The following is a 14,275-nucleotide window of genomic DNA, read 5'->3' on the forward strand; positions in this document are numbered from 1 at the left end:
TACATGAAAACTGCCCATCGCATCGGCAGCGCGCTGCTGCTCGCTTCAGTCACAGTCTTGCCTGCCGCACTGGCGGCCAACAAGGCCGGCGGCCTGCCGCGCCATGGCATGGTGGTCTACTCCGACCTGTGCGTACATGAAGGTAGCGGCGAATACGGCGGCCAGCGCATTACGCTGCAGCGCTTTGCCGAAGTTGATACGGTGATTTACGAATACACGGCCGGCGGCCTGAGCTGGCCGCTGGTGGCGACCGACGTGAATGTCGACCCGCGCGGCAAGATGATGTACTTCACCGTGCAGGAAGGGGAGGAAGAGCGCACCATCAGCGGCAAGTTCTCGCCCAATGGCGAAACACTGACGCTCGATGGCGGCTATTGCGACGACCAGTCGCAGCCGATGGTGCTGTCCAAGGTGCGCGACTTCAGCCGCGCCGCCAAAGCCTGCAAGGCCTGCCCCGCGCCGAAGCGGTAGCCGAAAAATCAAAAGGGCTGGCCGCGCAAGCGCGGGACCAGCCCTTGAACCGGAAAGGTCGGGATTACTTGCCGGCGGCAACCGCCTGCTTGCGGATGGTGTCGAGCGTGGCGCCTGGGGTGATCAGGTTGCCGTCGTAGCGCAGCTCAATGATGGCCGGCAGGTTCTGTTCGCGGGTGAAGGCGAGGGCGCGCTGCAGGGCCGGCCCGAATTCCTCGGTGGCTGCTACGGATTCGCCATGGCCGCCGAAGGCGCGTGCCACGGCGGCGAAGTCCGGGTTGTGCAGCGTCGTGCCGAATACGCGGCCAGGATATTCGCGCTCCTGGTGCATGCGGATGGTGCCGAACATCTGGTTATTGAACACGATGATGACCACGCCCGCCTTGTACTGCACGGCGGTAGCCAGTTCCTGGCCATTCATCAGGTATTCACCGTCGCCCGCGAACGTGAGCACGGTACGCGCCGGATCGATGATCTTGGCCGCCACCCCGGACGGTACCGAATAGCCCATGGCGCCGCTGGTGGGTGCGAGCTGGGTGCGCATGCCGCCGTAAGGCCAGTAGCGATGCGCCCAGGTGGCGTAGTTGCCGGCGCCGTTGGTGATAATGGTGTCTGCCGGGCACTGGGCTTTCAACTCTTGTACCACTTGCCACAGGTTCAGTGGCGCGTTGTTGTCCTTGAAGATCGTCGGCTGCTGCTGCCAGGCGTTGTACTCGGCGCGTGCCTGCTCGACGCTATCGCGCCACGCGCTTGAATCGACCGGCTCCATTGCGGCCAGCATGGCCGCGGCCTGCGGCATGCCGGAGGCGATCATCAGTTCGCCCTGGTACACGCTGCCCAGTTCTTCGGGGCTGGCATGGATGTGCACCAGGCGTTGTTGCGGGACCGGCGAAGCAATGATCGAGTAGCCGCTGGTGGTCATTTCGCCCAGGCGCGGGCCGATGGCGATCAAGAGGTCGGCCTCTTTCACGCGGGCGGCCAGCTTCGGGTTGATGCCGATGCCGACGTCGCCGATGTAGTTCGGGTGGGAGTTGTCCAGCAGGTCCTGGAAACGGAAGGCGCAGCCGACCGGCAGTCGGTTGGCTTCGGCGAACTGGCGGATGTCGGCGCTTGCCTGCGCATTCCAGCCGCCGCCGCCCAGCAGCAGCATCGGGCGCCTGGCTTCGGACAGCATCTGGCGCAGTTGCGCGATCTGCGGCGCCGATGGCGCACCCTGGGTTGGCACGTAGGCGCGGGTGTCGGCCACGGTGGCCTTGGTGGTCAACATGTCCTCCGGCAGGGCCAGCACGACCGGACCCGGGCGGCCGCTGGTGGCGACCTGGAAGGCACGCGCAATGTATTCGGGGATGCGGTCGGCGCGGTCGATCTGGGCTACCCATTTCGCCATCTGGCCGAACATTCGGCGGTAGTCGACTTCCTGGAAGGCTTCGCGGTCCATGAAATCGCTGCCGACCTGGCCGATGAACAGGATCATCGGGGTCGAATCCTGGAAGGCGGTATGCACGCCGATCGAGGCATTGGTGGCGCCCGGGCCGCGCGTCACGAAGCAGATGCCTGGCTTGCCGGTCATCTTGCCGTAGGCGTCGGCCATGAAGGCAGCGCCGCCCTCCTGGCGGTTGATGATGAAGCGGATGCCGGATTCGTGCAGGGCGTCCAGCACGTCCAGGTAGCTTTCACCGGGCACGCCGAAGGCGGTATCGGTGCCGTGGACTTTCAGCGCATCGACCAGGATCTGGCCGCCGGAACGAGGAGTTTGCGTCATGGTACTTGCCTTCTTATACATGGATTTGGCATTCTATGCCTGCTCTAGAGAAATAGCTTTCCGAAATGCGACACCTTTTTATGGTTGGTGTCAGCGCTAAAAAATAGGGACGTACCCCATTTTTCGGAAAATGGGGTACGTCCCTATTTTTTGACGCTGACTGCAATGATGTAGAATATCGCCCGAAGCAAGCCAGACAGCCGCTGGCCGAGGTAGCAATACCGAGGCGGGAGGAAGGTCCGGACTCCACAGAGCGGGGTGACGGTTAACGGCCGTCCGCTGAAAGCCAGCAATGGTATAAGGCGAGGAATAGGGCCACAGAGACGAGCGTATTAAGTTACGGTGAAACGCGGTAACCTCCACCTGGTGCAATTTCAAATAGGCACGCGATGATGTTGCTCGCGGAGCGTGCGGGTAGAAAGCTTGAGCGGCGGAGTAATCCGTCGCCTAGAGGAATGGCTGTCATAGCACCTTCGGGTGCCGTAACAAAATCCGGCCTATCGGCTTGCTTCAACTAATTCTTGAGAGATGACCCAATACATCCTCGCCCTGGACCAGGGCACAACCAGCTCACGCGCCATCCTGTTCGACCACGAAGGCAAAATCGCAGGATGCGCAGCGCAGGAGTTTCCCCAGCACTTCCCCCAGCCCGGCTGGGTTGAACACGACCCCAACGAAATCTGGAACAGCCAGATCACCGTGGCGCGCAAGGTCCTGCAGGACTTCGATGTCAGGAAGGTGCGCGCCATCGGCATCACCAACCAGCGCGAAACCACGGTGGTGTGGGACCGCAAGACGGGCGAACCGATCGCGCCGGCCATCGTCTGGCAGGACCGCCGCACCGCCGGTTACTGCGAAGAGCTGCGCGCCGCCGGCAAGGCGAAACTGATCTGCGACGCGACCGGCCTTGAGCTGGACGCCTATTTCTCCGCCACCAAGGTCAAGTGGATCCTGGACCACGTGCCGGGCGCGCGCGAACGGGCACGCAAGGGCGCGCTGTGCTTCGGCACCATCGACTCCTGGCTGGCCTGGAAGCTGTGCGGCGTGCACGTCACCGACGTGTCGAATGCCGCGCGCACCATGCTGTTCAACATCCACCTGATGCGCTGGGATTCTGACCTGCTGCAGCTGTTCGACATCCCGGAAGAGATGCTGCCGCAAGTGGTGTCTTCCAGCGAGGAGGTCGGCACCACGCGCGAAGCGCTGTTCGGACATGGGATCCCGGTCGCCGGCATCGCTGGCGACCAGCAGGCTGCCACCTTTGGCCAGGCCTGCCACAAGCCGGGCATGGTGAAAAATACCTATGGCACCGGATGCTTCATGCTGATGCACGCCGGCCGCCATCCGCGCACATCCCACAACCGCCTGCTGTCAACCGTGGGCTGGCGCGTCGACGGCACCACCGACTACATGCTCGAAGGCTCGGTCTTCATGGGCGGCGCCACCGTGCAATGGCTGCGCGACGGGCTCGGCATCATCCAGCAATCAAGCGATGTGGAAGCGCTGGCCAACAGCGTGCCCGACAGCGGCGGCGTATTCCTGGTGCCTGCCTTTGTCGGCCTGGGCGCGCCGCACTGGGACCCGTATGCGCGCGGCACCATCGTCGGTCTGACGCGCGGCAGCAATAAGGCGCACATCGCGCGCGCCGCAGTCGAATCGATCGCCTACCAGAGTGCCGAACTGCTGGCAGCGATGCAGAAGGACGCGTCCATGCCGGTGACCGAAGTGCGCGCCGACGGCGGCGCCGCCCGCAACGATATGCTGATGCAGTTCCAGTCCGACTTGCTGGGCGTGCCCGTGCTGCGTCCAAAAGTCACGGAAACGACAGCGCTGGGTGCAGCCTACCTGGCCGGCCTGGCCGTGGGTTTCTGGGAGTCGCAGGAAGAAATCGCCACGCAGTGGGCCTGCGAGCGCCGCTTCACCCCAGCGATGGGGGGTGACCAGCGGGCCGAGTTGCTGGCAAAATGGAATCGCGCCACAGAGCGCGCCAAAGCATGGGAGACACCTTTATGATGGACCGTCCGTGGAACGTGGAACTGGACGCGATCGAAAAACTGTTCGACGCGATGACCGAAGTAGCCTTCTTCGTGAAAGATCGCGATGGCCGCTATGTGGCTGTCAACAACACGCTGGCACGCCGCTGCGGCCTGCGCAGCAAGTCCGACATCCTCGGCAAGACCGTGATGGACGTGCACCCGCGCCCGCTGGCTGCAGCTTATGAAGCGCAGGACCGGCAGGTGATCGACATGGGCGCCACCATTGAAAAGCACCTGGAGCTGCACCTGTATCCAAACCGCCGCCGCGGCTGGTGCCTGACCCACAAGGCGCCGCTGCGCAACGAGCAAGGCGATATCGTTGGCCTGGTCGGCACCTCGCACGACCTGGGACTGGTCGACGAGCAGCATCCGGTGTACCGCCAGGTAGCGCGCATTGCGCAGCGTATCCGCGAGAACTTCCACATGCAGCTGAACCTGGCCGACCTGGCGCGCGAGGAAGGGCTGTCGCTGGCTCGCGTGGAGCGCCTGTTCCAGAAGGTCTTCCACTACAGCCCGCGCCAGCTCCTGCTGCAATCGCGGCTGGAAGGCGCGCTGGCGCTGATCGAAGCATTCCCGGCGCGCAGTATCGCCGACATCGCGCGTGAATGCGGCTACACCGATCACAGCGCCTTCAGCCGCCAGTTCAAAGCGATGACGGGCTATACGCCAAGCCAGTTCCGCACCGGTTCGGGCTCTCGTCCTGTGGCTTTTTCGTCCCTCGCCTGTGCAGTTCACGTTGCCTGAACCGGCGAAATCACCCTAATGGCGCGCACGATTGCAGCTGCGCCACTCCTCCTCGTTAGCATGGGCGCTCCCATTAATATAAAGAAGAGGTGGAGACATGATGTTGAAAGTAATTGGCGCAGCAGCCCTGCTGCTCGCCGCACAAGCCCATGCGGATAGCGGTAACAAGCTGCACCAGCCGCCCGCGCCGCACCAGCGGCAAGCCCTGCCGCCGACAGCGGAGCAAAGCAAGTACGACCTGGCGCCGACGCGCAAGCCGCGCAACGACCTGATGCCGCGCAACCTGAAGACCAGCATGGCGCCGATGGCCGCAACGCCGCAGTGCAAGGACATGAACACCCTGGCCAGCTACAGCGGCGCTGCACTGGCCGAGTATGTGGCCACGCTGCCGGACTTCGAGTGCACCTATCCGCTGTTCTCCGTTGCCCCATCGCTGGCAACCAGCATCTATTCCAGTGCCAACGTGAGCGCCGTCGCCAGCCGCCTGGCCAGCGAAGCGGCCAGCTACAACGGCAGCAATATGAAGCTGGTGAACCTGGTGCTCTACCTGCGCGCCGGCTACTACCAGGCCAGCGGCGGCACCATCCCGGCGCTGACCGAATCGGTGCGCGCGCCGCTGCGCACGGCCATCCATGGCCTGGTGCAGGGCAGCGCCCTGTACGCCAACAACACCGTGGCGCCCACCACGGCGGGTGAGACCTGGAAACTGGTCACCAATATGAACGACGAGGTGCACTTCCTGCCGGATGCGAAAGCTGCCGTGGCGCGCTTCACCAATACCGCGGCCAAGCCAACGGCGGCCGAAGCGCTGAAGCAGAACAGTGCCGGCGGCGGCATGACCGGCGCGCTGACCGTGCTGTTCCGCGCGCATGGCGCGCCTAACGTGGGTACCACCCTGTCGAACGACATCTCGTATGCCAACACGCTGTACGCTTTCATCACCAACAATAAAGCAGCGCTGCTCAATTCCAACGCCAGCTACCAGCTGACCGATGCCTCGAACGAGACCTTCCGCTTCATGCAGTACGCCGGTCTCAAGCCGCAGGTCAAACCGATGGTTCAGAACACGCTGAACACCAGCACCATGCTGGGCGCCGACAGCGGCATGTGGCTGGCGGCAGCGCAGGCCGTGAAGTACTACGACAACGGCAATTGCGCGCAATACGGCGTATGCAACTACGAGCAGCAGCTGGCCAACGCCGTGCTGAAGACCACCTATAACTGCAGCCCGACGCTGCGCCTGCGCGCGCAGGACGTCACGCAGTCGCAGGTGCAGGAAATCTGCGCCACGCTGGCCGCGGGGGAGAACTACGCCCACGCCATGCTGCAGACCAAGCGCACCCCGGTGGCGCATGACAACAACAGCGCGCTGGAACTGGTGGTGTTCGACGACTACGCCAACTACAGCAAGTATGCCGGCGTGATCTACGGCATCGACACCAACAACGGCGGCATGTACCTGGAAGGCGATCCTTCCGTGGTGGGCAACCAGGCGCGCTTCATCGCCCACGAGGCTTCGTGGCTGCGTCCGACCTTCAAGGTCTGGAACCTCGAGCATGAATACGTGCACTACCTGGATGGCCGCTTCAATATGTACGGCGACTTCGGCGACAGCACTTCGGTGCCGACCGTGTGGTGGATCGAGGGCATCGGCGAGTACCTGTCGCTGAAGAATAACAACCAGCCGGCGATCGACATGGCGCGCAGCCGCAAGTATCGCCTGAGCGACATCTTCGGCAACACTTACTCGATGTCGGACTACCAGGACCGCGCCTACCGCTGGGGCTATATGGCGACCCGCTTCATGATGGAGCGCCATCGTTCCGATGTGGACCAGGTGCTGGCCAAGTTCCGCGTCGGCGACTATGCACGCTACAACGACTTCATGCGCGACATCGGCACCCGCTACGACAACGAGTTCGCGGCCTGGGCCGACGCCGCCACCACGGCCGGCGAGCCGCCGCTGCCGGATAGCGTGTCCAACCTGCCGACCTGCAGCGGCCAGGCTTCGCCAACCTACCTTGGCAAGAACTGCGCAATCCGCAACCTGTCGTCCGGCTCGCGCACCTACCTGCACCTGATGGTGCCGGCCGGGGCCCGGAACGTGAAGCTCATGAGCGCGGGCGGCAGCGGCAATATGGACATGTACGTGGCCTTGAACCGCTATCCGAGCACCACTTCCTACGATTACGCCTCCACCAATGCCGGCAACGTTGAAAATATCAGCATCCCGAGCCCGGTCGCCAACCAGTGGTATTACATCGTACTGGAAGCCAAACAGCCCTTCAGCGGCGTCACGGTAGGCGTCACTTACGATTGACAAGTGTGCCAAGCCGTATAATGTAGGCAAGCGGCGGCAGCGCCATTTGTCTATACAAGTTGCCGCCCAGTCCACACTGGGCGGCATTTTATTTTGAGGGTAAGGATCGCGCGCAAAGCGCGGCAGGCAGTCATCTCCCGCCATTCCGGGACGGCGGCACTTGTTGTTAAATTGATAAAGTGTCGTTGTCTTCAGGCAACCAAATGCTGTTTTCCAAATTTATTTCTAGTCATTTTTTCAGCGTTTGGCCAGCCCTGCAGGTGAAGTAGCACTTTCAGTATCTTTCATAAGTCCCTAATTTCTCAATGGTTTTTACTTCGGTCATTTCTCAAGGAATGCCGCTAAGTCCTTAATTTCATTGGACAAATCGCTGTTTTCGCTTGGGAAAATCGCTTGACCACCTTGTGAGCATCCTCTAAAGTGGGCGATAGTGTGAAAAAGTGTAGTTTTGTGGGATTTTTTAGATAAGGTTAAGTCGTGTTCCAAGGCGCGTCCGCGATCACATTAGATGCGAAAGGCAGGATGTCCATCCCGGCCAAGCATCGTGACGCACTGCTGATCCAGTGCGAAGGACGGCTCACGCTTACCAAACACCCGGACGGCTGCCTGTTGATGTATCCGCGCCACGTCTGGGAAGCCAAGCGCGACCAGATTGCCGCGTGGCCGATGTCGGCCCGTGGCTGGCAGCGCATTCTGCTGGGCAATGCCGCCGACGTCGAGATGGATTCGGCCGGCCGCATCCTGGTTGCCCCTGAACTGCGCGACGCTGTCGGCCTCGGCCGCGAAGTCGTGCTGTCCGGCATGCTGACCCACTTCGAGATCTGGGATCCGCTCAAGCGCGCCGCAAACGAGCAAGCCACCATCGAGGTGGGCATGCCCGATACCCTGTCCGATTTCTCCTTCTGAGGCCCGGTTCAAGATGACGACGACCTCGGTGCCAGAATTCCAGCATCGTACGGTGCTGTTAGATGAAGCGGTGGATGCGCTCGACCTGGAGGGCGCGCGCGCCAACGGCATCTATATAGACGGCACCTTCGGCCGCGGCGGCCATAGCCGCCTGATCCTGTCCCGCCTGGGCCCGGAAGGGCGCCTGATCGCCTTCGACAAAGACCTGCAAGCTATCGCCAACGCCGAAACCATCGGCGACAAGCGTTTCACCATCGTGCATGACAGCTTCGCCACCATGGCGGACGCGCTGGCCGAACGCGGCATTCCCGCCGTCGACGGCATTTTGCTGGACCTCGGCATCTCGTCACCACAAGTGGATGATGCTGCGCGCGGCTTCAGCTTCCGCAACGATGGCCCGCTCGACATGCGCATGGATACCACGCGCGGTATCTCCGCTGCGGAGTGGCTGGCCACGGAATCAGAAAAAACACTGGAAAAGGTGATAAGGGATTATGGGGAAGAACGGTTTGCTTTTCAGATTGCAAAGGCGATTGTTGCTCGCCGGGCAGTCGAGCCAATTTCAAGCACACGACAGCTTGCCGGTATCGTGGCAGGCGCGGTCAAGACTCGCGAGAAGGGCAAAGATCCGGCCACCCGCACCTTTCAGGCTATCCGGATTTTCGTCAATAAGGAGCTTGAGGACCTCGAATCGGCCTTGAACCAGGCCTTCAAGGTCCTGAAGCCGGGCGGCATCCTCGCCATCATCAGCTTCCACTCGCTGGAAGACCGCATGGTCAAGCAGTTCCTCGCCTCCAAGGCCAAGGTGGAACAGCCGGACCGGCGCCTGCCGATCAAGGCGGCCGACCTGCCGCAGCCGGAGCTGAAACTGCTGGCCCGCATCAAGCCTTCCGACAAAGAGGTCGATGAAAACCCGCGCGCCCGTTCGGCCGTGATGCGGGTCGCCATGCGCCTGCCTTCAAGCGGAGGCGTGCCATGAGCAACAAGGTCAATATCGTGCTGACGGCATTACTGGTCGCTTGCGGCCTTTCTGCCGTTAACGCGCAGTACCAGGCGCGCCACCTGTTCGTGGACAAGGAGCGCGCCGAGGCGCAGGCGCGCCAGCTCGATACCGAGTGGGCGCAGCTCCAGCTCGACCAGTCGACGCTGGGCAAGCACGCCCGGATCGAAGAAATCGCACGCCGTGAACTGAACATGACCCAGCTCACGCCGAACCGCACCCAATACCTGACGGAGGGCGAAAAGTGATGCGCTCCAGCGGCGGAACCGGAACGGCACGCGTGGCGCGCTCGCAGGGCGTGGCCTTCTCCAAAAGCCCGGTATTGGCAGTGCGCCTGCCAAGCTGGCGCTCGCGCGTCGTGCTGTTCGGGATGTTCATTGCCTTTGGGGCGCTGGCTGCACGCGCGGTCTGGCTGCAGGGCACATCCAGCCAGCAGCAATTCCTGCAGGAGCAGGGCGCCAATCGCTACCAGCGCACGCAGGAATTGCCGGCCGTGCGCGGCAAGATCACCGACCGCAATGGCCAGGTGCTGGCTTCGTCCATTCCTGTGCGCGCCATCTGGGCTGCGCCGGAGGAATTGCTGGCCGCGCCGAAAGAAAAGATCCGTGCCCTGGCCGGCCTGCTGGAAATGAGCGAGGCCGAACTGCGCAAAAAGCTCGACTCCGACCGCAGCCTGGTTTACCTGAAACGGCAGGTTGAAGTGGAAACGGCCGACAAGATCAAGGCGCTGGATCTGGCCGGCATGGATATCCGCCCTGAATACAAGCGCTTCTACCCGCAAGGCGAGGTGATGACTCACCTGGTCGGCTTCACCAATGTGGACGACAAGGGGCAGGAGTCGATCGAATTGGCGCAGCAGGCCAACCTGGTCGGCAAGCCCGGTTCGCGCCGCGTCATCAAGGATGGCCAGGGCCGCATCGTCGAAGACATCGGCGGCAAGGTGGAACCGCACAACGGCAAGGATGTGGTGCTGTCGGTCGACAGCAAGATCCAGTACATTGCCTACACCCAGCTGAAGCAGGCGGTCGAGCATTTCGGCGCCAAGGCCGGCGGTGCGGTGGTGCTGGACGTGCATACCGGGGAAGTGCTGGCACTGGCCAACTACCCGAGCTACGACCCGAACGACCGCCGCAAGCTGACCGGTGCCCAGTTGCGCAACCGCGTGATGACCGACTCCTTCGAGCCGGGCTCCACCCTGAAGCCGATCACCGTGGCGCTGGCACTGGACACCGGCCGCGTCAAGCCGTCGACCCTGATCGATACCGGTAACGGCAGGCTCACCATCGCCGACCGCACGATTTCCGACACCAAACCGCACGGCGTGATCGACGTGGCGCATATTATTGAAACGTCGTCGAATATCGGTACCTCCAAGATCGCCCTTAGCATGCCGGCCCAGGAAATGTGGGAAATGTTCACCAAGGTCGGCTTCGGCCAGCAGCCGAAATGGGGCTTCCCCGGCGCGGTGGCGGGAAGGGTGAGGCCCTATAAATCATGGCGGCCGATCGAGCAGGCCACCATGAGCTACGGCAACGGCATTTCGGTTTCAGTGATCCAGTTGGCCCGCTCTTATATGATGTTTGCACGGAATGGTGACACCATTCCTTTGTCGTTCGAGAGGGTCGACAGGGAACCTGTCGGCCAGCAGATCATCAAGCCGCAAACCGCCGCGCAGATGCGCGAGATGCTGGAAGCGGTAGTGTCGGGCAAGGAAGGCACCGCCAAGAAGGCCCAGATCCCAGGCTACCGCGTGGGCGGCAAGACCGGAACCGCCTACAAGGTGGAGAACGGCCGCTATGCGATGCCGCGCAAGTACATCGGCACCTTCGTCGGCATGGTGCCGATGTCGGCGCCGCGCTTCATCATTGCCGTCATGATCGATGAACCGACCCAGCACGGCCACTTCGGCGGAGCGGTCGCAGCACCCACTTTCGCGGCTGTCGCAATCAATGCCTTGCGCGCCTCCAATGTGCCTCCTGACTCCAATGTCACCGAAATCGTGGTGCCGGCGGATACCGGTCCGGAGGCCATGTAAATGACAACGATGACCCATCAAGAAATTATCAGCTGGATGCGAGAAACTGCGCCAAACGCGCAATTGGCATCCGATTCGCGCCGCATCAAGGCCGGCGACGTGTTCTTTGCCTATCCCGGCGACGCGAAGGATGGCCGCAGCTTTATCGCCGCCGCCATCGCCAACGGCGCCGCCGCAGTGGTGTACGACGACACGCACTACGCCTGGGACGCCGCGCACGCTGTGCCGCGCCTTGCCGTGCCGGGCTTGAAGAAGCAGGCCGGCCCGATCGCGCACGCCTGGTACGGCCAGCCCGACGCAGGCATGTTTACCGTAGCCGTCACGGGCACCAACGGCAAAACTTCCTGCGCGGTGTGGACCGGGCAGGCGCTGGCCAAGGTCGGCGAAACGACCGCCGTCATCGGCACGCTGGGCGTCGGCATGTTCCGCGCCCGCGGCGAAGTCGAATTCGACGAAACCGGCTACACCACGCCGGACGCCGTCCTGCTTGCCCGCAAGCTGAAGCAAGTGCACGCCGACGGCGCCAATGCGCTGGCGATCGAGGCTTCCTCCATTGGGCTGCACCAGGGCCGTACCGATGGCATGCATTTCGACGTGGCGATCTTCACCAACCTGACGCGCGACCACCTTGACTACCATGGCGATGAGGCAAACTACGAAGCGGCCAAAACCATCCTGTTCGACTGGCCGGGCCTGAAGCATGCCGTGGTGAACCTGGACGACCCGATGGGCCACCGCCTGCTTGCCCACATCAAGGCTTCCAAGGCAGCGCGCAAGCCGGCCATCATCGGTTACACGCTGAAAGACATCAAGGCGCAGCCGAATGTGCCGGGCATTTCGATGTTGCGCGCCAGCTCCCTGCGCAGCCGCAACCTGGGTACCGAATTCAATCTCGATTCGACCTTCGGCCACGCGCACGTGCGTACCCAGCTTGTCGGCCCGTTCAACGTAAGCAACGCGCTGGCCGTGCTGGCTGCGCTGCTGGCGAAAGGCATTGCCTTCCGCACCGCCATCGACGGCATCGAATCGCTGCAGCCGGCCCCGGGGCGCATGCAGCAGATCGGCGGCCAGGAAGCGCCGATGGTCGTGATCGACTACGCCCACACGCCCGATGCGCTGGAAAAGACGCTGGAAGCGCTGCGCTTTGTGGCGGCCGACCGCGGCGGCCACCTGTGGTGCGTGTTCGGCTGCGGCGGCGACCGTGATCCGGGCAAGCGTCCGCAGATGGGCAGGATTTCGCAGATGGCGGATCATGTGCTGGTCACCAGCGACAATCCGCGCAGCGAAGATCCGGTGGAGATCATCCGCCAGATCGTGGCGGGAATGGACCCGAGCCATCCGAACTCCGAATTCATGACGGTGGAAGACCGCGCCGCCGCGATCCTGTCCGCCGTGCGCAACGCCGGCAAGACGGATGTGATCCTGCTGGCAGGGAAGGGCCATGAACCCTACCAGGAAATCAAGGGCCGCAAGATGCCGTTCTCGGACGCCGAGCATGCGCAGCTTGCATTGTCTGCACGCCTTACCATGATGAGGCCGCACTGATGCGTAGCTCTATCGCCCACATCCTGCCGGCCCTGAGCGGCGCGCACCTGCACCATGGGGTGCTGTCCCGTGAGGCCGCGCTGGCGCTGGACTTCGAAGGCGTGTCGACCGACACCCGTACGGTTGGCGTCGGCCAGTTGTTCGTCGCCCTGCGCGGCGAGGTATTCGATGCCCACGACTTCCTGCAGCAGGTGGTCGACAAGGGCGTGGTCGCTGTGGTCGTTGAAAAGCTGCCTGAGGGCTGGACCCTGCCGGCCATCGTGGTGCCGGACACCCTGGTGGCGCTGGGCCAGATTGCCAACTGCTGGCGCAAACAGTTTGCGCTGCCGGTGATCGGCGTGACCGGCTCGAACGGCAAGACCACCGTCAAGGAAATGATCGCCTCCATCCTGGCTGCCGCCCATGGCGAAGACGGGCGGCTGGCGACGCGCGGCAACCTGAATAACGAGATCGGCGTGCCGTTGACGCTGTTCCGCCTGAATGCTTCGCACCGCTCCGCCGTGGTGGAACTGGGTATGAACCATCCGGGCGAGATCGGTCGCCTGAGCGCCATCGCCGCACCGACCATCGGCATGGTGAACAACGCCCAGCGCGAGCACCAGGAATTCATGCACACGGTGGAAGCGGTGGCACGCGAGAACGGCAGCGTGCTGGCCGCCTTGCCGGGCGACGGCGTGGCCGTGTTCCCGCACGGCGACGAATTCACCCCGCTCTGGCGCGAGCTGTCCGTTGGCCGCCGTGTGCTGACCTTCGGCCTGGATGCCGCCGCCAATGTCAGCTGCACCTATACCGCCGGCGACTTCGGTGCCGACATGGAGGTGACGGTGCGTCCAGCGGCCACCGAGCAGGCGGCCGGCCATGGCGCCTCCGCATCCTTCTCCGCGCCCGACGCTGTGCCGCGGCATTTCAGCGTCTCGCTGCAGGCGGCCGGTGAACATAACGTGCGCAATGCCCTGGCTGCGATTGCCTGCACTTATGCCGCCGGCATCGACACTTCCACCATCCGCACAGGGTTGGAAGGGTTCGCGCCTGTGAACGGCCGGCTGCAGAAAAAGCAGGCCGCCAACGGCGCCCTGCTGATCGACGACAGCTATAACGCCAACCCGGATTCGGTGCGCGCGGCCATCGACGTGCTGGCCAGGGCCAGGGCGCCGCGCGTGCTGGTGCTGGGCGACATGGGTGAAGTCGGCACGCAAGGCAAGGAGTTCCATGAAGAAGTCGCCGCCTATGCGGCGACGAAAGGCATCGAGCACTTCTTCGCTACCGGCACGCTGGCCGCCCACATGGCGCCGCATGCCGAGCACCACCAGGAATTCGACGCGCTGCTGCAGGCTGTAAGCGCCGCAGTCACGCCGGATGCAACCGTATTGATCAAGGGCTCCCGTTTCATGAAGATGGAACGGGTCGTGCAGCATTTGATTGGATCGCAACACGCTACAAAGGAAACACACTAATC

Annotated in this window: 11 protein-coding genes and 1 other RNA gene; 11 read left to right on the forward strand and 1 reads right to left on the reverse strand. The window is 63.1% G+C overall.

From position 1 onward, the window contains the following. Nucleotides 1-3 precede the first annotated feature (3 nt). The gene (locus tag ACWBU6_RS07265; RefSeq protein ID WP_452648153.1) at nucleotides 4-471 is read left to right on the forward strand and encodes a hypothetical protein; all 468 of its coding nucleotides are present in this window, start codon (nucleotides 4-6) and stop codon (nucleotides 469-471) included. Nucleotides 472-535: 64 nt separating this feature from the next. Here ACWBU6_RS07265 and ACWBU6_RS07270 read toward each other — a convergent pair whose 3' ends face one another. Beyond that, on the reverse strand, nucleotides 536-2,233 hold the full coding sequence (locus ACWBU6_RS07270) for a thiamine pyrophosphate-binding protein (protein ID WP_452648154.1): 1,698 nt from the start codon (nucleotides 2,231-2,233) through the stop codon (nucleotides 536-538). 184 nt (nucleotides 2,234-2,417) lie between these two features. Here ACWBU6_RS07270 and rnpB point away from each other — a divergent pair. The 10 genes from rnpB to ACWBU6_RS07320 all read left to right on the forward strand — a co-directional run bounded on the left by rnpB (nucleotide 2,418) and on the right by ACWBU6_RS07320 (nucleotide 14,273). After that, nucleotides 2,418-2,749: RNase P RNA component class A (gene rnpB, locus ACWBU6_RS07275), an RNA gene on the forward strand. Nucleotides 2,750-2,761: 12 nt separating this feature from the next. After that, nucleotides 2,762-4,246, forward strand: a complete 1,485-nt coding sequence (glpK, locus tag ACWBU6_RS07280; protein WP_452648155.1) for a glycerol kinase GlpK — start codon at nucleotides 2,762-2,764, stop codon at nucleotides 4,244-4,246. Then, nucleotides 4,243-5,013, forward strand: coding sequence for a PAS domain-containing protein (locus ACWBU6_RS07285; RefSeq protein WP_452648156.1), 771 nt, complete (start codon nucleotides 4,243-4,245; stop codon nucleotides 5,011-5,013). The genes glpK and ACWBU6_RS07285 overlap by 4 nt, the downstream gene beginning before the upstream one ends. A 97-nt stretch (nucleotides 5,014-5,110) precedes the next feature. Then, nucleotides 5,111-7,333, forward strand: coding sequence for a collagenase (locus ACWBU6_RS07290; RefSeq protein WP_452648157.1), 2,223 nt, complete (start codon nucleotides 5,111-5,113; stop codon nucleotides 7,331-7,333). 477 nt (nucleotides 7,334-7,810) lie between these two features. Further along, nucleotides 7,811-8,239, forward strand: a complete 429-nt coding sequence (gene mraZ / locus ACWBU6_RS07295) for a division/cell wall cluster transcriptional repressor MraZ (protein ID WP_452648158.1) — start codon at nucleotides 7,811-7,813, stop codon at nucleotides 8,237-8,239. A gap of 13 nt (nucleotides 8,240-8,252) precedes the next feature. Further along, a complete protein-coding gene (gene rsmH / locus ACWBU6_RS07300) occupies nucleotides 8,253-9,218 on the forward strand; it encodes a 16S rRNA (cytosine(1402)-N(4))-methyltransferase RsmH (RefSeq protein ID WP_452648159.1) in 966 nt (321 codons plus the stop codon). Then, the gene (gene ftsL, locus ACWBU6_RS07305; RefSeq protein WP_130315381.1) at nucleotides 9,215-9,487 is read left to right on the forward strand and encodes a cell division protein FtsL; all 273 of its coding nucleotides are present in this window, start codon (nucleotides 9,215-9,217) and stop codon (nucleotides 9,485-9,487) included. Before rsmH ends, ftsL begins: the two co-directional genes overlap by 4 nt. Continuing rightward, complete coding sequence (locus tag ACWBU6_RS07310) at nucleotides 9,487-11,274, forward strand: peptidoglycan D,D-transpeptidase FtsI family protein (protein WP_452649539.1); 1,788 nt, start codon at nucleotides 9,487-9,489, stop codon at nucleotides 11,272-11,274. The genes ftsL and ACWBU6_RS07310 overlap by 1 nt, the downstream gene beginning before the upstream one ends. Then, nucleotides 11,275-12,819, forward strand: coding sequence for a UDP-N-acetylmuramoyl-L-alanyl-D-glutamate--2,6-diaminopimelate ligase (locus tag ACWBU6_RS07315; RefSeq protein WP_452648160.1), 1,545 nt, complete (start codon nucleotides 11,275-11,277; stop codon nucleotides 12,817-12,819). Beyond that, a complete protein-coding gene (locus tag ACWBU6_RS07320; RefSeq protein WP_452648161.1) occupies nucleotides 12,819-14,273 on the forward strand; it encodes a UDP-N-acetylmuramoyl-tripeptide--D-alanyl-D-alanine ligase in 1,455 nt (484 codons plus the stop codon). Before ACWBU6_RS07315 ends, ACWBU6_RS07320 begins: the two co-directional genes overlap by 1 nt. Nucleotides 14,274-14,275 lie beyond the last annotated feature (2 nt).

This window comes from Pseudoduganella sp. HUAS MS19, assembly GCF_053615455.1.